This is a genomic window from Martinezella tropici, assembly GCF_008370325.1.
GTDB classification, from domain to species: Bacteria; Pseudomonadota; Alphaproteobacteria; order Rhizobiales; family Rhizobiaceae; genus Rhizobium; species Rhizobium tropici_B.
Genome location: NZ_VNIP01000007.1, coordinates 1 through 24,700 on the forward strand (window position 1 = coordinate 1; position 24,700 = coordinate 24,700).

Sequence of the window (24,700 nt, forward strand, 5' to 3'; positions counted from 1 at the left end):
AGCGCCAGCCGCCGTTTCGCATCGCTAAAGGTTTTCTCGGGCCAGCTGGCGCAGCCTTTCCGCAAGGAAGGTATCGCCAGATCCTTGGGCGTCCGACAAAAAATGGCTGATGTCGCAAAGCGCAATGCTGCCGTAATCCATGAGACGTACCCCTGCCTGCGATCTACCCAGTTGCAAAGGACGTTCTGATGACTGCCATTCGCATGAAGCGGCTTCCGGTTGGTATTGCCGCGCTTACAGTCTTCTTGATCTTGTCGGCCTGCGCCTCCCAAATCATGAAGAGCTATATCGGCGCACCGATCAGCAGCGTCATGCTCGACTATGGCCCGCCGGATAATGTTTACGATCTGCATTCGGGCGAGCGCGCGTACCAATGGCGCAAGCGGAAGACGCAGGTGGTGCCGGGTCAGTCCAGCGGCGAAGTCAGAGAAACGCGCCGCGGCAGGCGATACGAAGTCAGCGAAACGCCAGGTTATGTCGAGCAGACGGAATGCTTCTATACCTTCTATACTCGAAGCTCCGGATCCGACTGGTACGTGACCAGCTTCCGCCAGCCCTCGCTCGAGTGCGAATAAATCCCGCAAGCCGCAGGATCCCGCGACGGGAAATGCAGCTTCGCGTTTATAGCCTGATTGCACGCTTTTCGTTCATCGCGGCTATCCCTCGCTCGCTGTCGTGCTCGGCTCGTCGCTGAAAATCCGGCATGTCGAGCAGCTCGTGGTTCTCCGCAAACCGGTTCGATGCGAGCTTGACGTCGGCGAATAGGCATATGACATGGCGGCAAAGATAGCCGGCTATGGAGTAAACGCGTCAGGCCGGCATGTCTATGGCAAACGGGCGCCATGCCGGCGGCAAAGGCCGCAGCCCGTTCGGATTCCATCAAAATGAATGGTTGGCTCGTCGGCTGGGCAGTCAACGGAAATCGCAGGATCGTCTCCGCTCGCCTTGCGGCTGAGGAGCGGAAGATGCCAGGCTCGGCCGGCGGGAGACACGAGATGCGCTGTTCACGAACCTGTTTTCCAAGCCCGATACGCTCCGATCCGCAAGGATGTTCTCGCCAAGTCGGAGATCAATTCTGCTCGGTTTCGTCGATTTCGCTCCATCGCCGGCATCATGGGGCATCGCTTCTTCACCAGATGATGAAAACCAGTATTGCCGTCGGGATAGCGATTGCCGCGGCATAGGCGACTGGGTGGTTGTCCGCACAGAGTGCGATGGCGGAAATGACCGCAACCAATATGAGCGAGTAGATCGAAATTGCGACACAGTCCTGCCAGTGGCAAGACAGGCCGGCTCCGTAGCCATAGGCCTTGACGCGGAACCAGGGAACTTGCTCTCTCATTCGGCTGCATCCTTCACCCGATCGTTTGTCGATCGATTTTTTTCATCGGTATCGTCTTGCAAGCGTTCGATTGACGACAGGGCCGCCGGCTTAAAGAGGATTAAGAGCGGCGAGGGGACCGATTCGGGGTTTGATCAATCATCCTTCGCCGCTCCCCGTCAGACATGCCCTGGCTTGAAAAAAGCATGCCGACCTCCGTAAATTTCGCCGGTCAGAAGCGATAGTTCAGGCCGGCTTTGATGACATGGTCATGTACATCGGTCTTCGACCTGCCGGTCGAAGTCGTCGTGGACACATCATTGGTCATGACGTAGTTGTATTCGACTTTGGCCGATAGCCCGCCGCCGAAGCCCTGTTCGATGCCGCCGCCGAAGAGATATCCCTGTTTCCAGCCGCCGGGAGCGGAAACGCCCTTGCCGCCCTCGAATTTCGTCATCGTCAAGCCGGCGGTCCCGTAGATGAGCGTGCGATCGAAAGTCAGACCCGCCTTCGCCTTGGCGGCGCCGCGAAAGCGTTCCTCCACCTTGCCGTTCGGTACGCGTATCTCGTTGTTTCCGAGGTATGAGCCCTCCAACTCGGCGCCCAGAACGCCCGGACCGACCTGGAAATTGTAGCCGGCTTGCACGCCACCGGTCAGACCCTTGCCGCTGGCAAAAGGGTTCAGTTTCGGCGAGGCGATGCCGCCATGCGCACCGAAATAGGCGCCACTCCACTGGAAGGCCGACGGGCGGTCATAGGCGGAGGCATCCGGAGCCTGGTAGGTGGCGAGATCGGCGGCGAAGGCATTGGTCGCGGCCGCCAGAGCCAAAGCCGTGAACGGAATCGTTTTTGCGCTGAGAGACATTGATAACTCCATACGAAACCCATGCGCCATGTCTTGGCGCTCGCAAGGTCTCTGTTTGCGTTGGAGAACCGGAAACGGTTCCTACTTCTCTCCGGTGCTGCCCGTCTTGGGAAACGGATTGGCCTTGGGAGATGCAGGTCATTTTGCTCGTGAGAATTGCGGATACATTGCAGGCTTTTGAAATATCAAAAAATTATCAAGTATTTTTTGATATTTTAGCGGATTTATTTAACTATATTTTAGGAATAGGTGGGACTGCCAGGCTTGGCCATGAATCGAAATAGTGTTGTCGAAAACGCGACGATTGACGTTGTCGCATCAATCCGGCGCAACCGAACTCCGCAGCATCTTCAATACTTAGCTTGCTGACGGGTCATTCTGGATGCATTCCAGCCAGGCCGCGGCGACGGCGGCCGCCAGCGAGAGCAGGAAGGCCAGGAGGATGCAGGTGGTGCGGAATGAGGTCAGGCCGATCGCGGTGCCCGTCAGCATGTATTCCAGCGGCAGAAACAGCAAAACGACCGAATAGGAAAGACCCATCACATGGGGCCGGCAATTGCGCGGCGCCTTCATTTGCAGAATCGCGACGAAGGCGGGCGAGAGCCAACCATTGGCCAGTCCGGCTACGAGACCTGAGAGCATCATCGTCAGCGGCGAAATCTCCACCCACAGAATGCCCATCGAGAGCGCCAGGCCAAGGAGAGCCCCGCAAACGACGGAGGCGGGCTTCGGCGTGGCATGGCGCGATGCCAGATGCAGGTTCATCATGATCGTGCCTGTCGCCGATGCCGCGATGAAGAGGCCAAGCCACGCCACCGATTCACCCTGCAGCCGCAAGGCGGCCGGTACGACGAAGATCTGCAGCGTCATGAAGAAGCCGAGCGCCGCGCTTCCCCAAAGCGCGAATGGCAGCGACACGGCCGAATCGCGGAGCCGTTTCCCGGCGCTAGCGATGTCGCCGAGTCTCGGCGCCGGACGGAGACGGAAGCTTGGCAGGCTAAAGGACAGGAGCATCATCGCAATGAAATTGCCCGTGACGATCCACCACGCCGCATCCTTCGGGCCGATGACGGCAATGAGGAAAGCGCTGGCCGCGGACGCCGTCAGCAGCATGAGGCCATCGATCATATCGTCGACGGAGCTGGCGGCGGCCGAAGACAGCCTCGAAAAGCGGGCAATTTCCGGCGCCTTGGCTTCGGTGGCGACGGTCGCCGGCCCGTCGAGGATCGAGCCTGTGAAGCTCAGAATGAGGAAAGTGCCAGGATGCAGGAGATCCGCCGTGTAAAGGGCCGCGATCAGCAGGGACGTCAGCATTCCGACCTTGGCGGAGATGAGCGCGGTGTAGCGGATCCCGAGCATCTCGGCGATATAGCCGCCAAAGACCATGCCGATCAGGAGGACGACGCCGTTCACGAAGGCCACCAGTGCCATGCACACCACGCTGTGGGTGAGGTCATACATGATCCAGGGATATAGGACTGTCGCGGAGGCATGGCTGGCGTTGAGGGCGACATTGCTCAATTGAAGCCCGACGAAAGGCCATCGCGCGCGGCGCTGGAATTGTCGAAACACGGTGCTTTCCCGACGATGGTTGTATCGTCAGGTTCGGGTCTCTTCCTTGCGGCAACATTACGCGAACTGAAATTTCATGGGCGGCATCCAGCAACTGAAATAGTCCGCGTGCCACCCCGGGCGATCATATGCCTGGGTTTAAAGGCCTAGCGCAGTTCCAGCAAAAGTGCGAAGCGGTTTTGCGTCCGGAACTGCGTAAAAACAAGAGGATAGAGCGTTTTCGTGTTTCGAAGAAAAGCGGAAATGCTCTAGTCGCAGCGTTGGCCGGTGGTGCGGTCGAAGAGATGCAGCGAGCTCGCGTCGAAGCCGAGCTTGAATGTCTGTCCTTCCGCGATCGCGGTGCGCGGCGGCAGGCAGGCCATCAGCCGCTGCGAACCCGCCTTCGCGGTCACGATCAGCTCCGGGCCGGTCAGTTCCGCCACTTCGCAGATCGCCTCAAGCGTGCCGTGCTCATCGAGACGCAGGGTTTCCGGCCGGATACCGACCACCAACTCCTGTCCTTGGCTGATCCCTGTTTTCGCTGCCGGCATCGGCAGCGTGATCGAGGTTCCGTCGATGCGGAGCGAACCTTGGTCGGCGGTGGCGTTCAGCAGGTTCATCGGCGGTGCGCCGACGAAGGTCGCGACATAAAGCGTTGCCGGGTGATTGTAGATCTCATCCGGCGTGCCGAGCTGCTCGATCCGGCCGTCCCGCATCACGGCGATGCGGGTTGCGAGTGTCATCGCCTCAATCTGGTCGTGCGTCACATAGACGACGGTCGTCTTCAGCATCTGGTGCAGGCGCTTCAGCTCGGTGCGCATCTCCATGCGCAGCTTGGCGTCGAGGTTGGAGAGCGGCTCGTCGAAGAGGAAGACTTCCGGTTTGCGCACCAGCGCCCGGCCGATCGCGACGCGCTGGCGCTGGCCGCCGGAAAGCTGGCTCGGCTTGCGTTCCAGCAGCGCCTCGATCTGCAGCAGCTTCGCAGCCTCGCGCACAGCCTTGTCGCGCTCGGCGGCAGGCACCTTGCGCATTTCCAGGCCGAAACCGATGTTGCGATGGACTGACAGGTTCGGATAGAGCGCATAGGATTGGAACACCATGGCGATGTCGCGGTCCTTCGGGTGTACGCCGAGCACGGAGCGATCGCCGATGCGGATATCGCCGCTCGTCGCCTCGGCAAGCCCGGCGATGATGTTCAGAAGCGTGGACTTGCCGCAGCCCGACGAGCCGAGCAGCACCAGGAATTCGCCGCTTTCGAGCGAAATATCGATGCCCTTCAGCGTCTCCACTTCGCCGTAGCTCTTGCGGATGTTCTGGATTTCGAGCGCGCTCATTAAACGGCCTCCTCGGATGCTTTGGCCGGGCCGTAGCTGCGCGGCAGAGTGGAAATGGCGCGGGATGCGACCGCTGTCCCCGCCGAAAGGCAGGCCACAGTCGGTTCGCCGCTGGCAAGGGCGGCCAGGAAGCCGGCATTGAAGACATCACCGGCGCCGATCGTATCGACCACCGTGACGCGTGGCGCTGCGGCTGAAGCGAGGCTGCCGTCGCCATCGATGGCGAGCGCGCCGTCCGGGCCGCGTTTGACGACGAAGATGGCACCTTGAGGCATCAGCGCATGGAGCGCGTGCGCGGCCTCCGCCGGATCGCCCGTGCCCGCAAGTGTCGTGGTCTCGACCTCGTTCATGAGAGCCACGCCGCAGCGGGAGAGCCAGCGTCGTGTTGCCTCGCGATTCGCCTCCGTCCAGCCGTCGAGTGGCCAGCCGGTATCGAGCGCGACTGTGATCCCATGCTTGTCGGTCCAGTCGAACAGGGCGCCGTAGTCATGGGTGAGATCCTCGGTGAGGAAGGCGCCGCAGAGCAGCGCATAGCCGCCGGCAAGCCGTTCGCCGTCGAGCACCGTCAGCACGTCGTCCAGATTGAAACGCGGCAGGTGGCCGCGTGTTGTGAAGAAGGTGCGCTCGCCATCGGGATGGGTGATGCCGACCGAGAGCGTGGTTCCCTCCGGTCTGACAGGCCACTTGCTGCTGCGCGCGCCGAACGCCTCGCTGAGCCAGCGCCCGAACTGGTCGTTGCCAACATTGGCGGAAATTTCGTAATCGACGCCGAGGCCTTCCCAGGCAAGCGCGCTATTGCCCGCCTGGCCGCCGACGCGCAGTTCGTCGTGATCGACGATGATCTCGGTGCCGGCCTTCGGCCATGGTGCCGCCGGCCCGAGGATCAGGTCGATATTGACGTTGCCGATGACTGCAAGCGGCTTCATTCATTCGCTCCGGGTGATCTTGGTGGAGCGCACCGGCGTGCCGGCATTTTCCACCAGCTCGTCGGCAAAGGCGATCATCAGCGATTGCGCGACGGGCAGCATCTGGAAGATGGCGGCAAGGCCGGTTTCCGGCTTGAAGCGCAGGGTGACGCAGCCGGGTACCGGCTCTTCTTCGGAACCATCGAAGACGATAACCGGCGCGCCGGTTTCGAGCGCGGAAACGGCCATGGCCGTCACGAGGCCGGCCGTCGCATCATTGCCACGGAACAACACGACGCCGATCGAAGGACCAAGCATTTCCATCGGACCGTGGCGCAGCTGCCCGCCTTCAAGCGAGAAGCAGGGACGACGGGAAAGTTCGGTGAGGCCGAGCGCCAGCGCCTCGGCAACGCCCTGCAGGCGGCGGCCTGATGTGACGACCGTAGCGACATTGGCGAGTACTGCGAGAGCCGGCTTAATATCGAGCGTCTCCGCGGCACGAAGCACGGCCAAGGCGCGCGCTGGATCCTGACCGAGCGCGGCGAAGATTGCCAGATGCAGCGCGAAGGTGACGGTGAGGCTGCGGGTTGCCGCAAAAGCAAGCTCTGTGCCGCCCGCGCCGACGAGAGAAGGCGCCGTTTTCGCGAGGAAGGAGCCGCCCTCTAGTGTCAGGCCGAAGGTATCGGCGGTGCCGCCCGTCTCGTTGAACCAGCGAAGCACCTCGGCGCTTTCGCCGGATTGCGAGGTCATGAAGATCGTCCGGCCATCCAGCGACAGCGGCTGGCCGAGCTGTTCGGAGAGCGGCAGGGCGATCGCATCGACGCCGGCTGCGCGATAGAGCGGCTCGACGGCGCGGTTGACGGCGTGGGAGCCGCCCATGCCGAGCAGCAAGAGCTTGCCGGTACGCTTCAGCGAGGCGGTGGCCTTGGCGGCCATATCGGCGGCGGCCTCGAAGGAGGCGAGCGCATCTGTGTGCTGGCGGGCCATTTCACGGTCGATGGCGGCAAGGCCTTCGGGGCGTGTTTTCTCTTTGGTCATGGTCATCCCTTGACGCCGCCATTGGTCAAGCCCGAAATCAGGGCACGTTGCATGACAAGGCCGATCAGTACCGGCGGCAGGGCGGCCAGCACGCCGGCAGTCGCGATCAGTCCGTAATCCGAGACACGGCCGCCGGCGAGATCCGCGATGGCGACGGTAAGGGTCTTTGCGCGCTGGTCTGACGTGAAGAGCAGCGCATAGAAGAATTCATCCCAGGCAAGCAGGAAGGCGAAGAGCGCCGAGGTCGCCATCACGGGCATGGCAAGTGGTAGCGTGATGATCTTCAAAGTTTGGAACAGCCCGGCGCCGTCGATCATCGCCGCAGCCTCGATTTCCTTCGGAATGGAATCGAAGCCGGATTTCATCAACCAGGTCGTGAATGGCGCGAGGATCGTCAGGTAGACGAGCGCCAGGCCGAAGACGTTGTTCAGCATACCGAGATGGGCAAGGCCCATATAGAGCGGCACGGCAAGTGCCACCGGTGGCAGCATGTAGGTGGCGATGACTATCGAAAGCGACCATCCCACAGACGGCGTGCGCGACACGGCCCAGCCGGCGGGGATAGCAAGCGCGATGGCAGCGATGGTCGCCATGCCGGCCACTTCGATGCTGTTGCGCAGCGACGAGGTGAAGGCGGCTCCCTCGCTGTTTTCCAGCGTCGACAGCAGCACTTTGTAGCGCGAGAAATCCGCCGTCTGCGGCCACCAGCGCAGCGGCTTGGCGGCAAGATCGGCAGCCGGCGAAATGCTCATGATGAAGAGCCAGGCGATCGGCGCCAGGATGACGACGGCGAGCAGAATGGCGCAGACATAGATGAAGCAGGTGAAGAGCGGGCTCTTGCGTTCCATCAGGCGGCACTCCCTGCAGTCTTGCGGACAAGGGCGGCATAAGCGGCGGCAAGCACCGTGACCAGCAGCGTGACGATGAGGGCAAGCGACGCGCCGGAGCCTGCCCGCTGGAAGGAGAAGGCCTCCTGATAGACGAGGATCGACAGCGTGCGCGTGCTGTTTGCCGGGCCGCCGCGCGTCATGACCCAGATGATGTCGAAGACCTTGAAGGCCTCGATGGTGCGCAGCACGAGCGCCACCATCAGCGGCCCCACGAGATAGGGAAGGATCACGAAACGGAAACGCTTGAACGGTCCTGCGCCATCGACCAGCGACGCGGCGGTGATGTCGCGCGGCACGGCCTGCAGGGCGGCGAGCGCAATCAGCGCTACCAGCGGGAAATTCTTCCAGCAGTCAGCGACGATGAGTGCGGTGAGCGCTGTGCCCGGCTCGCCGAGCCAGGAGCGATAGGCATCAATGAGGCCGAGCTGTGTGAGCGCTGCGTTCAGCGCGCCATATTCGGGATTGTAGATCAGGCGCCAGAGCGTCGCGTTGACGACTGTCGGCAGCGCCCAGGGCAGGATCATCAGCGCGCGCAGCACGCCGCGGCCCTTGAAATTCTGGTTCAGCAGCAGGGCGGCGAGCACGCCGAGCACCATTTCGGCGGCGACGGAGACGATCGCGAACCAGGCCGTGGTGATTAGGGTGCGCTGGAAATTGGAGTTCACCAGCATCTTCGTATAGTTGTCGACGCCGACGAAATTGCCGCCGGTTCCCACAAGCTTTGCATCGGTGAAAGAAAGGCCGACCGTATCGACGAGAGGCCAGCCGATGACGGCGATCATCACCACGAGCAGCGGCAGCATCAAAAGCCAGGCGCGAGTTGTCATAGAGGTGCCGGACATGGCAGGCCCCTTCTTTCATTCTTCATGGAGGATAAGAGGCGGGCGGTGACGAGAGCATGATGCCGAAAAGTGTGATCGGTTTTCGGTCGACATCATCCGCTCTAGCACCGCCCGGTAAGACTATCAGAGACCGCTATTCTCGGCAGCCGACTTCAGCGCATCTTCCGGAGAAGACTGGCCGAGCAGCGATTCCTGGATCGCCTGCTGAAGTGCTGTCGACAGTTCCTGATACTTCGGCGTCGTCGGACGCGGATACATGGCGGCAAGGCCGACCTTTGCGGCCGCGATCAGTTCTTCTTGGCCCTTGGTGACGGCCGGATCGTCATAGGACGATGCCCAGATCGGCAGGCTGAGCTTGGCATACTGGTTCTGCGTCGCCTGCGAAGTCATGAAGCTGATATACTTCCAGGCTTCGTCCGGATGCTTGCTGGCCGAGGTGATGCCGAGGCCCATCGAGCCATTGACCGCGGAAGCCTCGCTCTTGCCGGCAACGCCCGGCGCCGGCACGACGCCGACCTTGCCCGCGACCTTGCTGTCCTTCGGGTCGTTGGCCATGTTGTACATGTAGGTCCAGTTCAGCGCGAAGGCGGCATCGCCATTTTCGAACACCTTGCGGACATCCTCTTCGAGGAATTCCTTGGAGTTCGGATTGGTGAGGCCGGATTTGTAGCTGGTGACCATGTATTTCAAGGCGTCAAGGCCGCCGCCGGTCTGGAAGTCCGGCTTGCCGTCCTTGATGAAGTCGCCCTTATAGGCGCTCACCAGTGTGGCGTAGTCGCAGATCGCGGCCTCGGCCTGCGACCAGCTCCAGGCGATCGGCGTTGCCAGGAGGCCCTTGTCCTTGATGGCTTTGGCCTGTTCGCTCAGTTCGTCCCAGGTCTTCGGTGGCGTCTTGATGCCGGCCTTTTCCAGAATTTCCTTGTTATAGAACAGGTACTTGGTGTCGAGGATCCACGGCATGCCATAGTACTTGCCGTCATACTGGACAGTCGTCCATGCGCCGGGGAGCACGTTCTTCTTCGTGTCGTCGGAGATGCGCGAGGACACGTCGACCAGAACCTTGTTGGTCGCGTATTCGGCCGGCCAGATCACATCGAAGAGCACGACGTCGTAGCCGCCGCCGGAGCCCTGCGCGAGCACCGTCTTGTCGTGCAGGCCTTCATAAGGGACGAATTCGAGATTGACCTTGACGTCCGGATTGGCCTTGGTGAAGGCATCCGTCATGGCACGCACATCGGCTTCGCTATAGGCAGCCTGCGCCATGAAAAGAGCATTGATCGTGGTTTCGGCAAAGGCATGCGAGGCGAAGGAGGCGCCGATCAGCGCTGCGCCGAGCAATGTCTTGTTCAATGATTTCAACATTCCATCCTCCAGTTTTTGACAGTCACGCGATTTTTCCAATGGCGGCTGAAGCGTCGCCATCGGTTGTCGAGCAGGCAATTGGCCGGGCTGGCTGCCGAACATCGATCGGCGCGTCTCTGGAGCCCGAAGGCTCGCTTGCGTTCCCTGATGAAACTCTGCGGTTTCTTTTAAGTCAATTGTCTTGACTAATTTGTTCTTCAATATTCTATTGGTGTCAAGAGGCAAATGCAGATGAACGAAAATCGCCCGATCAGGGCCACGAGCGGAACGAACCACGAAGGCACGAGCGCCCATAACCGGCGGGTGATCATCGATGCCCTGCGGCTCAATGGCGCGCTCTCCCGCGCCGATCTCGCCCGCGCCACCCGCCTGACGAAGCAGACGGTCTCCAACATCATGGAGGAGCTGGAAAACGACGGGCTTGTGACCTCTAGGGAAACGGTGCGCCGCGGCCGCGGCCAGCCATCGACACCCTACGGCCTGGTGCCGGAAGGCGCCTTCGCCATCGGCCTGCAGATCGACCGCCACATCACCCGCGCCATAGCAGTCGATCTCGTCGGCAATGTTCTCATCCGCAAGGAAGCGAACCTCCCTGCCGGCGGACCGGCAACGGGCACGCCCGTCGTCTTGCAGTTGATAGAAGATGTGCGTGCTGAGCTTCGGCAGCGCGTCGCGCAGGCAGAGAAGCGCCTTGTCGGCCTCGGTGCCGCAATGCCTGGCCCATTCGGCATCGAGCAGGAGGATGCCGACAATCCCTGGATGATGGGCGCCTGGCAACGCTTCCCCCTGCTCGAAACTCTATCGGCCGGCACCGGCCTCAATGTCACCCTGCAGAACGACGCCGCGGCCTGCGCGACCGCCGAGCGCATGGTTGGTGCCGCTCATGGGCTCGACCACGCCGTCTGCCTCTATGTCGGCTATGGCATCGGTGCCGGGCTCATCCTCGGCGGCGAGCTTTACAGTGGCGCCCATGGCAATGCCGGCGAAATCGGCATGGCGCTGTTGATGGCAGGCGGACGGCAGACCCAGCTCGAGCATCGCGCATCGCTGGCTTCGCTCTACGATCACCTCAGCGTCGATCCGATGGCGCCGGATATCTATTCGCTGATAGACGCCCGCGCCGCCGCCGATGACCCCGATGTTCTCGCCTGGATCGAAAGGGCGGCGGTCGATCTGCGCTGGAGCGTGCAGCTCATCGAAACCATCTTCGATCCACAGACGGTGATTCTGTGCGGCGGTGCACCCCCGGCGCTGGCAACGCGGCTGATCGCCGCCATGCAGCCTCTCCTACCCTCCAATGCCGATCGCCCGGACCGGTTGCTGCCGCGCCTGCAGCTCGGCATGACCGACCCCTGGGCGGTGGCGCGCGGTGCGGCGGCAGAGCCGATCGGCCATGCCTTCGATCCGCGCTTCCAGGCAATCCTGAAATCCTGATATTCAGGGGTGACGCGGGCTGGCGCCGAGGCGGGCAAGCACCTTGTTGGGAATGCCGTAGCGCTGGATGACGTCGCGGCCGTTGCGCAGTCCGCAGATCTCGCGGTGGATGAACATTCCCCAGGCGGCTTCCGCTGCTGCATCCACCAGCCGCTCGTACTCCACGCCCTCTTTGCCTTTTGCCTCACCCTCCTGCAATGCCGCAAGCGCCGCCTCGACCTTCATGCCGTGGCGGCCTAGCGAGCTTGCCCGCTCCGACATCATCTCATATTCGAGGATGCCGAGGCCGGTCTCGTTCGTTTGCGATGGATTGAAATTGCGCGGCGGGCGAACTGTCATATCGGGCTCCGCATGCTGGATGATCTGTCTCTCTACGGTTTTACACAATCCCAGCCACTTTCCCAAGTCCGAGCCTGTTGCGTGCGTCATCTTGAGGCTGGCCGCATGAATCCGGAAATGCCGGGATTTCGCTGCCCGCCATCTGTTTTCGGGTGGCTGGAGAGCCTCATTTGAGGTCCAATACGGACATCAGCGCTCCATCAGAGGCAATCTCGCCCGATGCCATGAGCGCAATTTGAAAGAAAGGATATCGGCGTGACCAAAGCCCCGAAAAATGCAGAAAAGCACTATGTCTATCGGATCGTGAATTCGCCCGTCGGCGCATTGAAGCTCGTCGGCAGCGATGATGGGCTTGCCGCGATCCTCTGGGACAATGATCGGCCGGGCCGCGTGCCGCTGTTGATCGTGGGCGAGGATGACAGCCATCCCGTGCTGCTGGAAACTGAGCGGCAGCTCCGTGAATATTTCGCTGGCGAACGGCAGGCCTTCGATCTGCGGCTCGATTTTGTCGGAACGGAATTCCAGCAGAAGGTCTGGCAGGCGTTACTCGCCATCCCCTTTGGCGAGACACGCAGCTATCGCCAGATCGCCAGCGAGATCGGCTCGGCAAAGGCGATCCGCGCCGTCGGCGCCGCCAATGGCCGCAACCCGATCTCGATCATCGCACCCTGCCATCGCGTGGTGGGATCGGCCGGCGACCTCCGGGGATTTGCCGGCGGTCTCGAGCGCAAGGCCTATCTGCTGCGTCTCGAAGGGGCCGATACCAAGACATTCGATTTCGCCGCCTGATCGTTCATGTTTAGTGCCGTAAACCCTTCTCCCCGAGGGAAGAAGGTGGTGCGTGGCGACGTTCTCTTCGCATATAAAAGCAGCCCATCCGGCTTTCCGAATGGGCTGCTTTCATTTCTTACATCTAAAGTCAGCAGCCGACTGTGAACGTCACCAGCCGGCTAGCCCTATCTCAGCCTTCAAGCCACTTCACCTGCTCCGGCGTCAGCTTGATGTCGAGCGCGGAGAGGCTGTCTTCCAGCTCGGCGACGGTGCGCGGGCCGATCAGCGGGATGACTGGGAAGGGCTGCGCGACGACATAGGCAAGCGCGATGTGGATCGGGTTGCGGCCGAGCTTCTGCGCCAACTCGATCGCCCGATCGCGGCGGCCGAAATTACGGTCGGAATACCAGACGCGCACCAATTCCTCGTCGTCGCGCTTGTCGCGGCCAGCACGGTCGGTGAAGAAGCCTCGGCCCTGGCTCGACCAGGCGAAGTTCGGGATCTGCTTGGCATTAAGCCACGTCTTCCACTCGTCGTCGGAGGCGGCAACGCAGCCGGCCCAGATCGGATCGAGCATTTCCGCCAGCGAGAAGTTGTTGGAAAGTGTCGCCGGTGCCGTCTTGCCGTTCTTTTCGGCATAGGCGATCGCCTCGTCGAAACGGGCGCGCGTCCAGTTCGAGCCGCCGAAGATGCCGCGGATGCGGCCAGCCTTCACCTCGGCATCCATGGCATCGACAAATTCACCGACCGGAACGTCGGTATTGTCGCGGTGCATGAAGTAAATGTCGACATAGTCGGTCTTCAGTCGGTTCAGCGACTGGTCGAGCTGCTTGCGGATCATGTCCGGGTAGCAAAGCGGCGAATGCGCGCCCTTGCCGATCAGCACGATCTCCTCGCGCTGAACTTTACGACTGGTGTGCCAGTCGCCGAAGATGCTTTCCGTCTTGCCGCCACCATAGACATAGGCCGTGTCGAAGGCGTTGCCGCCGGCTTCATAGAAGGCGTCGAGCGTCAGCGAGGCGGCTGCGAAATTCGGGAAAAATTCGAAGCCGAGCGTGACGAGCGATGCCGGCTTGGAAATGCCGGGAATGCTGCGCTTCGGGATGCTGTTGCCTTTGGTAACGGTCGCGCCGGCGATGTTCTTCGTCCTGTGCGCTGCTTTCTCGACACTATATTCGAGGCCGATCGACGCGCGCCACTGGTCGAGAACCTTGAGATTGCCGATCGAATCCGCCCAGCTGATGCCGGGATAGGCGAATTCCTTGTTTCCGGCGCGGATGGCATCGCCAGCCGCATCGACTTCGAAGGAATAGAGCCAGCGATCTTCCTTGACCTCGATCGTCTGGGTTTCGCCGCCCTTGATCACGTCGATCTTGCCGATGCCGCCCTTATGGCCGGAGGCGAACCAGAAGTCGGCCACTTCGATGCGGCCTTCGGAGCCGATGATGCGCAATGTGTTGTCCTGGTTCGCCATGATCGAGCAGGACACTTCGGCAATGATGTCGTTCGGGAACTTCAAGACGGCGGAGGCCCATTCGTCGACGCCCGTCTGGCCGAGATGGCCGACGCCCGACACCTTGTCGGGATCGAGGAATGGCTTGCCGTCGACAGCACCGGCGATTAGGCGTGCCATCGAGACTGGATAGCCGCCGACATCGAGAATGCCGCCGCCGGCCATCTCATTAGCAAATAGCCGGTGTTCCGGATTCACTTTGCCCATGTTGAAGCCGAAGGAGGTGCGGATGATACGCAGATCGCCGATCACACCGCTCTTGACGAGTTCGATCAGCTTCGCCGTCTGCGGATGGACGCGATACATGAATGCTTCGCCGGCGAAGACACCGGCCTTCCTGGCTTCGTAATAGATGGCCTCGGCATCGAAGGCCGAGAGCGCGATCGGCTTTTCGACGAGCACATGCTTGCCGGCGCGGATCGCCTTGATCGCCCATTCGGCATGGCCGGTGTGCGGCGTGGCTATGTAGACGGCGTCGATCTCATTGTCGGCGAGCAGGGCTTCATAGCCATTGACGATGCGCGCGCCGGGGAAACCGTCGCCGAGACCCGGCTTATCCGGGTTGCGACTGGCGATCGCCACCAGCTTGCCGCTGCGGGAATGGGCGATACCATCGGCAAAAGTCTGTGCGATCCTGCCGGGGCCGATAATGCCCCAGCGGATGGGTGTCTCAGTGGTCATGGAACGATCCTTTCCTAAATCTGCATGCTGTCTTGGGAGGATGGCTAGAGCGTAATGCCGAAAAGTGTATGCGGTTTTCGGACGACATCACGCTCTACTTCTTTGATTCTAGAGCGGATTCAGATTTTAGGTCGACCCGACCTAAAATCATCCGGCTCTAGCGCCTATCGCAATCGGTTGCCGGCGCTGTCGAACAGGAATGTCTTGGCGGCCGCGAGCGCCACGGTGAGCTGGTCGCGGTTGCCCGTGTTGCGGGACTCCTCGCGTTCGATGACGAGCTGCTCGCCACCTTCGATATTGGCGTAGACGTAGCTGGTGTTGCCGAGATGCTCCGCGACATCGACGTCGACGATCATGTCGACCTCGCCGCGCCCTGCTTCGAGGAAATGTTCCGGGCGAACGCCGAGCGTCACCGGCTGGCCGACCTCCAGCTTTGCCGAGGTGATCGGCAGCGTCAGGCGGACATTGCGCTGGCCCTTGAGCACGATGGCGATACGGCCCTGCTGATTGTCCGTGACCTCGGCCTGCAGAAAATTCATCTTCGGCGAGCCGACGAAACCGGCGACGAACTGGTTTGCCGGATCGTCATAGAGATCGAGCGGCGCGCCAACCTGCTCGATGTTGCCGCCGCGCAGCACGACGATCTTGTCGGCCAGCGTCATGGCCTCGATCTGGTCGTGCGTGACGTAGATCATCGTCGTGCCGAGCTTCTTGTGGAGGCGCGAGATTTCGACGCGCATCTGGACGCGCAGCTCGGCGTCGAGGTTGGACAGCGGCTCGTCGAACAGGAAGATCTGCGGCTCGCGCACGATGGCGCGGCCGATGGCGACGCGCTGGCGCTGGCCGCCCGAGAGCTGTTTCGGCCTGCGCTGCATCAGCTCGCTGATCTGCAGGATATCGGCCGCCTGCTTGACGCGGCGGTCGGTGTCGGCCTTCGGGTTGCCATTCATGCGCAGGCCGAAATTGAGGTTCTGCTCGACGGTCAGGTGCGGGTAGAGAGCATAGGACTGGAAGACCATGGCGATGCCGCGATCGGCGGGCTCCACGTCATTGACCACCCGGCCGCCGATCTTCAGTTCACCGCCGGTAATGTCCTCCAGCCCGGCGATCATGCGTAGCAGCGTGGACTTGCCGCATCCCGACGGCCCGACGAAGACGACGAATTCGCCATCCTTCACGTCGAGATTGGCGCCGTGGATGATTTCCAGCGAACCGTAGCGTTTGACGATATTGGTAAGAGAAAGTTCAGCCATACGGGTCTCCCGGAATTATTTGATTGCGCCGGCGGCGATGCCGGCGATGAAATGGCGCTGCAGGAGAATGAAGACGATGAGGATCGGCGCCGTCAGCATCACGGCGCCGGCCATGATCCCGCCCCAGGAGACCCTGGTGAGGCCGATCAGCGTTCCGAGCGCCACGGGCGCGGTCATCATTCCCGGCCGGGAGTTGATGAGCAGAGGCCAGAGATAGTTGTTCCAGGAGGCCAGGAACAGGATGATGGCGAGCGCCGCCATGGTTGGCCTTGCGAGCGGCAGGGCGATGCGCAGGAAGATCTGCCATTCCTTGACGCCCTCGACGCGCGCGGCGTCAAAGAGCTCGCCCGGCATCATCGAGAAGGCCTGGCGCATGAACAGCACGCCGAGCGAATTGAAGAGCGGCGGTACGATCAATGCGACCCATGAATTGGCCAGCCCGAAATCGCGTGCCACCATGATGAATTGCGGGATGACGACGACGGAGTAGGGCAGCGTGATCGTGCCGAGAATGATGCCGATGACGCCCGAACGGCCGGCGAACTGGTAGCGCGCCAGAGCCCATCCCGCCATCGAGGTCAACAGCACCGACAGGACGGTATAGGTGATGGCAACGACGATTGAGATCGTCATCGCGCCGATGAAGTTGGTGTCGGCCTGCAGGTTCCGGACGTTGTCCATGAAACCCGTCGATGGTGTCAGGATGATGCCGGGGCTGAAAATGCCGTAATCGGGCATGGTCGAGAAGACGAACATCATCCAGAGCGGAAACAGCCAGATGATGGCGAGCGGCGCCAGCAGGCCGTGCAAGGCGATCGAGCGGATCAGAGTGGATTTGGACTTCGATTTCATTTCGGTTCGCGCCCCACCCAGAGATTGAGAAGAGAGATGGCCACGGCGAGCGCCGCCATCGTGTAGGCGATCGCGGAGGCATAGCCGAAGTTGGTCGACTGGAAGGCCTGGCGATAGAGCAACAGGCCGAGCGTTTCCGTGCCGCCGCCGGGACCACCCCTGTTGGTGATCAGATATGGTTCGGTGAAGAGCTGCATGGTGCCGATGACGGACAGGACGACGCAGAACAGAATGATCGGCTTCAACAGCGGCAGGGTGATATGGATGAACTGCTGGAAGCGGTTGACGCGGTCGAGGGTCGCAGCCTCGTAAACATCCTCGGGGATCGATTGCAGCCCGGAAAGGATGATGATGGCGTTGTAACCCGCCCAGCGCCAGGTGACGGCGATGATGATGAGCACCATTGCGGCATGCGATTCGGCGAACCACGACACCGGCGCGAAGCCGACCGAGCTGAGGAGCTTGTTGATGATACCGAAATCGACGTTGAACATCAGGCGGAAGACGGCGGCATAGGCCACCTCTCCAACGACGACGGGTGCGAAGAAAGCAAAGCGAAAAATGCCACGTGCCTTCAACAGCGGTGAATTCAACAGCACCGCCATGACCGTGGCGAGCGTGATCATGACGGGTACTTGGACGATCAGGATGATCAGCGTGTTTTCAAGCGCGTTGTAGAAGGCCGGGTCGCCGAACAGCCGCCCCCAATTGAGCGACAGATTGAAGGTCCACGGATTAACCCGGGTATTCTGGAACGAGATCAGGAACGAATCGATGATCGGCCAGACCCAGAAAGCGGCGAACACTAGAAGATAGGGTGCAAGGAACGCATAGGCGCTCCGGTTTCGCAACCGCATGAAAGCCTTCTCCTTTATGCGCAGGGAAATGACGCGTGACGTCGCATCCCCGCCGCCCTAGAGCGTGACGCCGAAAAGTGTAGGCGGTTTTCGGACGACGTCACGCTCTACTTCTTTGATTCTAGAGCGGATTCAGATTTTAGGTCGAACAGACCTAAAATCATTCGGCTCTAGGGCGGCGGGGATGCCGGGCGCGGCTTGGGATGCGCGCCCGGCAGTGTCACTCATTTCGCGAGTGGCAGACCCGTTGCCGAGGCGATCTGCTGGGCCGCATCGTCGAGCGCGGCCTTGCCGTTTGGATAGCCGCCGGCGAGGTATTTCGTCTGGACAGCCTTTATGACTTCATCGGCGTCGCTGAAATACTGGGTGCCGGGGCTCGGGCGGATTTTCGGCAGTGTGGCGAGGATATCGGCCCAGACCTTTTGCCCGCCCCAATAGGGCTGCGGCTGGTTGACGAAGGGATCTTGAACCGCCGTCAGCAGCGATGGCACGAGTCCGAAGGACTTCAGCATGGTAACCTGGCCCTCATTGGTGCCAAGCGTGTATTCGAGGAATTTCCAGGCGGCTTCCTTGTTTTTGGAGCCGCTGGCGATTGCGAGCGACGAGCCTCCCAGATTGGCCGCATGCTGGCCGTCCGCCGTCATGCTCGGCATCGGGTAGACGCCCCATTTGCCGGAAAGATCCGGCGAGGTGGAGCGGACGGTGCCTTCATACCAGCCGCCATAGAGCTGCGACGCTACTTTGCCGGCAGTGTTCGCCTGAATTTTCTCGTTCCAGTTCGCGGCGCTCATCAAGCCCGCGTCCTTGATCTCCTTCACCTTGTCCAGGGCTTTCACGCAGGCCGGCTGGTTGACGGTGATGCTCTGGCTGTCATACGAGAAATAGCCGCAGCCCTGTTCATTGGCGAGCATGCGGAACCACTCGGTGTCGCCGTTGAGATCGGCCTGCGTCATGATCACGCCCGGATTGGCGGCGGAGATTTTCTTGCCGGCGGCAATGAAATCGTCCCAGGTCTTGATCGTTGCCGGATCGACGCCCGCCTTTTCATAAAAATCGCGGCGATAGAACATGGTGACCGGGCCGGAATCCCAGGGCATTGCATAGGCGGCATCGCCGACTTCAAGTTCGGCGCGCTTGAAATCCGGGAACTGCTTCTTCAGGTCGTCCTTGTAGCCGAGCTTCGTCAGATCGGTCAGGCAGTCCGGAAAGCGGTTCCAGAAGATCGAGGCCTTATGGTTTTCGATCGACATGACATCAGGCAGGCCATCGCCACCGGCAGCACATGCGGCCAGCATCTTGTCGAAGACTTGCGGGTTGCCGATGTCTTGAACATCGACCTTGATGTCAGGATATTTCTTATTGAACCCCTCCACGGTGGATTTCAGCGCCGATGCGGCGATGTTCCAACTCCAGACCGTAACGGTCGTTTGTTCCGCATAGGCAGAACCGGAAGCGAGCAGGGCAGCAAGCGCCGTCGCTCCAGCAAGTTTTAAACGCATTGAAAATCCTCCCTTTTCAATTGCCGTTCTCAAGAGAACACGCTTAAACTAGCTGCCGGTACGCTTCTGTCTCCTAAAAAGGGAACATCGACTTGGCGAAAAGTAAGGTAGGTCAACGGGCGGTTTATCAGCCGGGTGCGAGCAGCGTCGAAGGGCTCCCAAATGTCCTGCAGATGTTCCATAACCACCCGTTGCCGATGGCAAAGCCGCATTGGCACGCGCAGGTGGAAGTTAATTACATCGTCCGCGGGACCGTGCATTACCGCATCGGCGATCACGAGCTTACTCTGCGAGCCGGTGAGATCTGCCTCTTCTGGGGCGGACAGCCGCATCAGTTGGACGACCTGTCCGACGATTCGATTTATGCGGGCGCGCATCTGCCGCTCGTGCATTTCTTCCGCCTGCGGTTGCCGCTCGATATTTCCGGCCGTCTCATTCGCGGGCAGGCTTTGATAAGCTCGGCGACCGATGCCGCCGACGACGAAAATTTTGCCCGATGGCACCGGTACGTCATGTCCAATGACGGCGCCAGGGCAGAGCACGCCGTTGCCGAGCTTCTCCTGCGCCTGGAGCGCATCGCTTTCGAACCTTATCGCATGGTGCCGGAGAAGCCGGGAAGCCTGATGAACGAACAGACCCATCCGCAGTCCTCGCGCAGCCTGGCGAGAATGTGCGATTTCATCGCCGCCAATTTTCTGGATGACATCGATACGGTCGATATTGCCAAGGCGGCGCATCTCCATCCGAAATACGCCATGAACCTCTTCAAGAAATCGACCGGCATGACGCTCGCCAAATATGTGAGCCTGCTGCGTCTTTCGCGCGCCCAGGCGATGTTGATGCGCGACGGCGCTAACGTCTTGCAAGTCGCCATGGACAGCGGCTTCGGCTCGATCAGCGCCTTCAACAAATCCTTCCGCCACATCGCCGGGATGACACCCTCCGATTTCCGGCGAGACATGCGCGTGCTCTCTGCGATAAACGTGGAAGCCATCGATTCATCGGCACGGCGCCCTCCGCAGATTGCGCGTTGACGCCCTCTTGCGGTCTCGGCTCATCCCGCGCATTGCTGGCGGGAATGCGGGAGGAGATTTCAATGCGGCAGTTTTCGGCTTGTATCGAGTGGTTGTTCGCGCGCGATGGCGATGTCTTTGCGGATCGTATCCGGCTGGCGCATGAGGCGGGGCTCGATGCCGTCGAATTCTGGCACTGGACGAACAAGGATCTTGATGCGATCGCCGCGGCCGTTGCCGAGACCGGCATTGCGGTCTCGGGCATCGTCGCCGAGCCAATGATCGCGCTGACGAATCCGGCAAACCAAGAGGCGTGGCTAGAGGGTTTGCGCGAATCCGTTGGCGTGGCGCAGCGCCTCGGCGCGTCGGTTCTGATCGCGCAGGCCGGCGATGATCTGCCGGAATTTTCGCGTGCCGAGCAGCGGTCAGCCCTCGTCGCCGCTTTGAACGCTGGCGCCGATATTCTCGAAGGGTCAGGTGTTCGCCTCGGCCTCGAGCCGTTGAACACGAAGATCGATCATGCCGGCTATTACCTGTCTTCGACGGCGGAGGGTCTCGATATTGTCGACGAGGTCGGCCGCGCCGAAATCGGCATCGTTTACGATCTTTATCACTCGGCAGTCATGGGCGAGGATACGCGCGAAGTAGTCGGCGATCGAATCGACCGCATCGTGCATCTTCATGTGGCCGATCATCCCGGTCGAGGCGATCCCGGTACCGGCCACATCGATCTGGCGGAGCGGCTGGATTGGCTGTTCGCCCAAGGCTATCGCGGTAGGGTGGGGTTGGAGTACAGGCCGGCGACCAGCGATGCCGAAGCTGTTCGCGCGGTGGTGAAATCGCTCGGCGGTTCTCCGCGCGGATCTGCGTCCTAACCTACACCGGCTCCAGCATGCCGAAGACGGCGACGAGCCCGATCACCGCCATGCCGATGACGATCTCGGCGATGCTTCCAAGCCTGAGCGCCTTCAGGGCGCGGCTGTGGTTGCGGCCGATCCAGGGAACGAAGACATAACGATTGACGATCGCCAGAAGCGCCATGGCGGCGACCAGCGCGACCTTGATGGTAAGCAGCCTCTGGTAGGGTGATGACCAGTCCGTCGGCAGCCGTTTCAGGATCAGCATCGTGTTGACGACGCCGGAGACGATGACGAGCGCGACGGCGACATGCCCGGCATTGGAGAAACGCCGCAGCGCCAGCAGCGCTTCCGCCCGGCAATCCGCGCGGTCGAGAAGCCGCAGAATGGGGATCAGCGGCACCAGCGCTCCCAGCCAGCCGCCGGCGGTCAGCACATGCAGGACATCATTGGCCCGATGCGCCTGCCGCAGCCAGCCTTCCTGCATCGAGGCGTGTCCGGTCAAGGAAAGGAAGGCGAGCCCCAGCCCCGAACCCAGCGCCAGTCCGCGTCGCCGCCAGCGTTCCGGCAGCAGGAAGGCGCCGACCATGACTGCGGCGGCAACCGCCTGTGCCTGCCAGGCGAGCCCGACCGTGGTCTGGAGGAGCACGTCATGGATCATGCCGGCATCGAGCGCATCGCTCCATCCATTGCCGAGATTCGCCGTCGTCACGGGGAGGGCCGCCAGCACCGTCATGGCCGCAATGGCGGTCGCTGCGACAGACACCCTTGCGAACATGCGCCAGACGATGTCCGCGAGCGTTTTCGGCACGAGCAGGCAGAGATAGGCGCTCGCACCCCATAGAAGCATCAGCGACGCATCGTGAAGAAAGCGGCAGAGTTGGAGCGCTGTCGTCGGATCCATCAGGGCTTCACGATAAGTTTAGGCGCCATGGGTGTGACGTTCCAGTCCGATGCCGTGCCGATTTCGCCGGCTTGGCGAGCGCGATAGGATTGCGGATACGCACTGTCAACTTTCTCCATGCATAAAGGCGCCATTCGGGACGCTTTGCCGCAAGGCAATCCGCTGTCGCAGGCCTTGGCCGGTCGCGATATCGATCATGGTGCGATTCCTGCTTTTTTGGCAAAGAATCGTCGCTTTTGAGTCCTTTTTGCAGACATAGTTGAGGCGTTCCGGGGTGTGCGCTCGAAAGGCAGTTTCATGGCGGCGTCCAGGATACGCGAAAAAATGGCTAATGGCTTCGGCCCTCGTCGGCGCCGAGAGTGGCTCGAGCATCTTGACATGCCCACCTATGTCATCGGCGATGTCCACGGCCGCTACGATCTCCTAAGCGCGCTGGAGCGCAAGATCTTCGCCGATGCGGCAGGGCTGCCGGGCCGAAAGCTCATCATCATGCTCGGAGATTTCATCGATCGCGGCCCGGCCTCGGCGCAGGTGGTCGGCCGCCTGATGGCGCCGCCGCCGAATGGCTTCGACCGCATTTGCCTGACCGGCAATCACGAGATGGCCATGCTTGCCTATATCGACGGCGAGATATCGCTCGATGATTGGGTGGCGCTCGGCGGCGATGCGACGCTCGCGTCCTACGGGGTGGATATCCAAAAACTGAGAGAGAGATATCCCAAGCAGAAGCAGCTCGATACCTTCATAAGGACCTGGCTGCCCGACGATCACGTCAATTTTCTGCGCCGCCTGCCGATCCTGCTGGACACGCCCGAGGTGCTGTTCGTTCATGCCGGTATCGATCCGGACAGACCGATCTCCGAGCAGCAGGACGATGATCTCGTCTTCATCCGCTCGCGCTTCCATGATAGCGCGCAGCCGCTGCCGAAGTTGATCGTGCACGGCCATACACCGATCCAGCAGGCCGAAGTCCATGGTCTCAGGCTCAATCTCGATACCGGCGCCTTTTATACTGGCCGCTTGAGCGCGGCCCGGCTGTGGCAGGGCCGCGTTCACATTACCTCAACTTGATTTGCCGGCTATAGATTGCCGATGCAGAGATACTTCATTTCCAGATAGTCGTCGGCGCCGTGGCGCGAGCCTTCGCGGCCGAGGCCCGATTGCTTGATACCTCCGAACGGCGCCGTCTCCGTCGACATCAGGCCGGTATTGATGCCGACCATGCCATATTCCAGCGCCTCGGCGACGCGCCAGACCTTCTTGAGGTCGCCGGCGAAGAAATAGGCGGCGAGGCCGAATTCGGTGTCGTTCGCCTGTGCGATCACGTCCTCGACCGTTTCGAAGCGGAAGAGCGGTGCCACCGGGCCGAACGTCTCCTCGCGTGCCACCTTCATGCTCCGCTCGACGCCCGTCAGGATGGTCGGCGCGAAGAAGGTGCCGGCACCTTCGATGCGCTTGCCGCCGAGGACGACGCGGGCACCCTTCGATACGGCATCCCGTACATGATCTTCCGCCTTGGCGACACCCTGTTCGTCGATCAGCGGCCCGACTGATACTCCCGGCTTGAAGCCGTCACCGACCGAAAGTTCGCCCACCTTGACAGCGAGTTTGGCGGCAAAGGCGTCATAGACATTCGACTGGACATAGATGCGGTTGGCGCAGACGCAGGTCTGGCCGGCATTGCGGTATTTCGAAGCCATTGCCCCTTCAACGGCCGCGTCGAGATCGGCGTCATCGAAGACGATGAAGGGCGCATTGCCGCCGAGCTCGAGGCTGACCTTCTTGATCTGGTCGGCGCACTGTCGCATCAGGATGCGGCCGACCTCGGTCGAGCCCGTGAAGCTGATCTTGCGCACCTTGGGATTGCCGCAAAGCTCGCGGCCGATCGCCGGGCCGTCGATGCCGACGATGATGTTGAGAACGCCGGCCGGAACACCCGCCTCTTCGGCAAGCACGGCAAGCGCGATCGCCGTCAGCGGCGTTTGCTCGGCGGGCTTCGAGACGACGGTGCAGCCGACGGCAAGGGCCGGTGCGATCTTGCGGGCGATCATGGCCGCCGGAAAGTTCCAGGGCGTGATCGTGCCGACGACGCCGACCGGCTGCTTGATGACGACCATGCGCTTGTCGTTCGAGGGGGCGGGAATGGTTTCGCCATAGATGCGCTTGGCCTCTTCCGCATACCATTCGACATAGGAGGCGGCGTAGAGGATCTCGCCTCTGGCTTCCGGCAGCGGCTTGCCCATTTCGGCCGTCAGGATCGCGGCCAGCTCATCGGCATTGGCGACCATGAGATCGAACCATTTGCGCAAGATTGCGGCCCGTTCCTTGGCCGGGCGGGCGGCCCAGGCGGCCTGGGCGATATAGGCGGCATCGATGGCAGCCGTCGTCTCAGTCGCTCCCATATCGGGGAGTGAGGCGAGCACTTCGCCGGTGGCAGGGTTGATGACGTCGAAGGTCTTCGTCGCCCCGCCGGCCGTCCAGCAGCCGTTGATATAGCCGGCGGCGCGCAGGAAGCGCGAGGAGAAGGGGACATGCTTGGTCATTGCTGTTGTAAAGGACATGCTATGCACTCCGACAGGTTTCGCCCGGCAGGCCGCACGGGCGGATAACTAAGAAAAT

25 protein-coding genes are annotated in these 24,700 nt (G+C 61.4%); 7 read left to right on the forward strand and 18 right to left on the reverse strand.

What is annotated here, in order from left to right; all coding sequences use genetic code 11:
- Positions 1–189, forward strand: a 189-nt coding sequence (locus FP026_RS30430; RefSeq protein ID WP_210247972.1) for a hypothetical protein, incomplete at its 5' end; no start/stop codon positions are given.
- Between the two features lie 14 nt (positions 190–203).
- Positions 204–575: a hypothetical protein gene (locus tag FP026_RS12630; RefSeq protein ID WP_432444120.1), complete on the forward strand. Its 372-nt coding sequence runs from the start codon at positions 204–206 to the stop codon at positions 573–575.
- Between the two features lie 554 nt (positions 576–1,129).
- Here the strand turns inward: FP026_RS12630 and FP026_RS12635 are convergent.
- From FP026_RS12635 to FP026_RS12675, 9 genes are all read right to left on the reverse strand, one after another.
- On the reverse strand, positions 1,130–1,342 hold the full coding sequence (locus FP026_RS12635) for a hypothetical protein (RefSeq protein WP_149634982.1): 213 nt from the start codon (positions 1,340–1,342) through the stop codon (positions 1,130–1,132).
- Between the two features lie 211 nt (positions 1,343–1,553).
- Positions 1,554–2,186 (reverse strand): outer membrane protein, encoded by a 633-nt coding sequence (locus FP026_RS12640; protein ID WP_149634983.1) that lies wholly within the window; start codon positions 2,184–2,186, stop codon positions 1,554–1,556.
- 357 nt (positions 2,187–2,543) lie between these two features.
- Entirely contained in the window at positions 2,544–3,758 is a 1,215-nt protein-coding gene (locus FP026_RS12645) for an MFS transporter (protein WP_149634984.1), read from the reverse strand.
- 248 nt (positions 3,759–4,006) lie between these two features.
- Complete coding sequence (locus FP026_RS12650) at positions 4,007–5,071, reverse strand: ABC transporter ATP-binding protein (RefSeq protein WP_149634985.1); 1,065 nt, start codon at positions 5,069–5,071, stop codon at positions 4,007–4,009.
- A complete protein-coding gene (locus FP026_RS12655; RefSeq protein WP_149634986.1) occupies positions 5,071–5,997 on the reverse strand; it encodes a PfkB family carbohydrate kinase in 927 nt (308 codons plus the stop codon). Before FP026_RS12655 ends, FP026_RS12650 begins: the two co-directional genes overlap by 1 nt.
- Positions 5,998–7,020: an SIS domain-containing protein gene (locus FP026_RS12660; protein WP_149634987.1), complete on the reverse strand. Its 1,023-nt coding sequence runs from the start codon at positions 7,018–7,020 to the stop codon at positions 5,998–6,000.
- Complete coding sequence (locus FP026_RS12665) at positions 7,017–7,862, reverse strand: carbohydrate ABC transporter permease (RefSeq protein ID WP_149634988.1); 846 nt, start codon at positions 7,860–7,862, stop codon at positions 7,017–7,019. Before FP026_RS12665 ends, FP026_RS12660 begins: the two co-directional genes overlap by 4 nt.
- The gene (locus tag FP026_RS12670) at positions 7,862–8,746 is read right to left on the reverse strand and encodes a carbohydrate ABC transporter permease (protein WP_149634989.1); all 885 of its coding nucleotides are present in this window, start codon (positions 8,744–8,746) and stop codon (positions 7,862–7,864) included. Before FP026_RS12670 ends, FP026_RS12665 begins: the two co-directional genes overlap by 1 nt.
- Before the next feature lie 123 nt (positions 8,747–8,869).
- Complete coding sequence (locus FP026_RS12675; protein WP_149634990.1) at positions 8,870–10,108, reverse strand: extracellular solute-binding protein; 1,239 nt, start codon at positions 10,106–10,108, stop codon at positions 8,870–8,872.
- A gap of 231 nt (positions 10,109–10,339) precedes the next feature.
- On the opposite strand from FP026_RS12675, the gene FP026_RS12680 reads away from it, so the two are divergent.
- Complete coding sequence (locus FP026_RS12680) at positions 10,340–11,542, forward strand: ROK family transcriptional regulator (protein ID WP_149634991.1); 1,203 nt, start codon at positions 10,340–10,342, stop codon at positions 11,540–11,542.
- A gap of 3 nt (positions 11,543–11,545) precedes the next feature.
- Here the strand turns inward: FP026_RS12680 and FP026_RS12685 are convergent, their stop codons facing one another.
- The gene (locus FP026_RS12685; protein WP_149634992.1) at positions 11,546–11,881 is read right to left on the reverse strand and encodes a DUF6665 family protein; all 336 of its coding nucleotides are present in this window, start codon (positions 11,879–11,881) and stop codon (positions 11,546–11,548) included.
- 255 nt (positions 11,882–12,136) lie between these two features.
- On the opposite strand from FP026_RS12685, the gene FP026_RS12690 reads away from it, so the two are divergent.
- On the forward strand, positions 12,137–12,670 hold the full coding sequence (locus FP026_RS12690) for a methylated-DNA--[protein]-cysteine S-methyltransferase (protein WP_149634993.1): 534 nt from the start codon (positions 12,137–12,139) through the stop codon (positions 12,668–12,670).
- A gap of 172 nt (positions 12,671–12,842) precedes the next feature.
- On the opposite strand, the gene FP026_RS12695 is transcribed toward FP026_RS12690, so the two are convergent.
- From FP026_RS12695 to FP026_RS12715, 5 genes are all read right to left on the reverse strand, one after another.
- Positions 12,843–14,846: an aldo/keto reductase gene (locus tag FP026_RS12695; protein ID WP_149634994.1), complete on the reverse strand. Its 2,004-nt coding sequence runs from the start codon at positions 14,844–14,846 to the stop codon at positions 12,843–12,845.
- Positions 14,847–15,010: 164 nt separating this feature from the next.
- Complete coding sequence (locus tag FP026_RS12700) at positions 15,011–16,099, reverse strand: ABC transporter ATP-binding protein (RefSeq protein WP_149634995.1); 1,089 nt, start codon at positions 16,097–16,099, stop codon at positions 15,011–15,013.
- A gap of 15 nt (positions 16,100–16,114) precedes the next feature.
- The gene (locus tag FP026_RS12705; protein ID WP_149634996.1) at positions 16,115–16,951 is read right to left on the reverse strand and encodes a carbohydrate ABC transporter permease; all 837 of its coding nucleotides are present in this window, start codon (positions 16,949–16,951) and stop codon (positions 16,115–16,117) included.
- The gene (locus FP026_RS12710; protein ID WP_149634997.1) at positions 16,948–17,808 is read right to left on the reverse strand and encodes a carbohydrate ABC transporter permease; all 861 of its coding nucleotides are present in this window, start codon (positions 17,806–17,808) and stop codon (positions 16,948–16,950) included. The genes FP026_RS12705 and FP026_RS12710 overlap by 4 nt, the downstream gene beginning before the upstream one ends.
- A 224-nt stretch (positions 17,809–18,032) precedes the next feature.
- Positions 18,033–19,307 (reverse strand): ABC transporter substrate-binding protein, encoded by a 1,275-nt coding sequence (locus FP026_RS12715; RefSeq protein WP_149634998.1) that lies wholly within the window; start codon positions 19,305–19,307, stop codon positions 18,033–18,035.
- A gap of 86 nt (positions 19,308–19,393) precedes the next feature.
- Here FP026_RS12715 and FP026_RS12720 point away from each other — a divergent pair, with 86 nt between their 5' ends.
- Positions 19,394–20,341, forward strand: coding sequence for a helix-turn-helix domain-containing protein (locus FP026_RS12720; RefSeq protein WP_149634999.1), 948 nt, complete (start codon positions 19,394–19,396; stop codon positions 20,339–20,341).
- A 62-nt stretch (positions 20,342–20,403) separates the two neighbouring features.
- On the forward strand, positions 20,404–21,195 hold the full coding sequence (locus FP026_RS12725; protein WP_149635000.1) for a TIM barrel protein: 792 nt from the start codon (positions 20,404–20,406) through the stop codon (positions 21,193–21,195).
- A gap of 1 nt (position 21,196) precedes the next feature.
- On the opposite strand, the gene copD is transcribed toward FP026_RS12725, so the two are convergent.
- Together copD and FP026_RS30200 are read right to left on the reverse strand one after the other, a co-directional pair.
- Positions 21,197–22,081 carry a copper homeostasis membrane protein CopD gene (gene copD, locus FP026_RS12730; RefSeq protein WP_149635001.1) on the reverse strand — a complete coding sequence of 295 codons (885 nt, stop codon included), beginning with the start codon at positions 22,079–22,081 and terminating at the stop codon, positions 21,197–21,199.
- 105 nt (positions 22,082–22,186) lie between these two features.
- The gene (locus FP026_RS30200) at positions 22,187–22,489 is read right to left on the reverse strand and encodes a hypothetical protein (protein ID WP_188112569.1); all 303 of its coding nucleotides are present in this window, start codon (positions 22,487–22,489) and stop codon (positions 22,187–22,189) included.
- On the opposite strand from FP026_RS30200, the gene FP026_RS12735 reads away from it, so the two are divergent.
- Positions 22,379–23,152, forward strand: coding sequence for a metallophosphoesterase family protein (locus FP026_RS12735; RefSeq protein ID WP_149635002.1), 774 nt, complete (start codon positions 22,379–22,381; stop codon positions 23,150–23,152). The genes FP026_RS30200 and FP026_RS12735 overlap by 111 nt on opposite strands.
- 8 nt (positions 23,153–23,160) lie before the next feature.
- On the opposite strand, the gene FP026_RS12740 is transcribed toward FP026_RS12735, so the two are convergent.
- Complete coding sequence (locus tag FP026_RS12740) at positions 23,161–24,642, reverse strand: NAD-dependent succinate-semialdehyde dehydrogenase (protein ID WP_149635003.1); 1,482 nt, start codon at positions 24,640–24,642, stop codon at positions 23,161–23,163.
- Between the last annotated feature and the right edge of the window lie 58 nt (positions 24,643–24,700).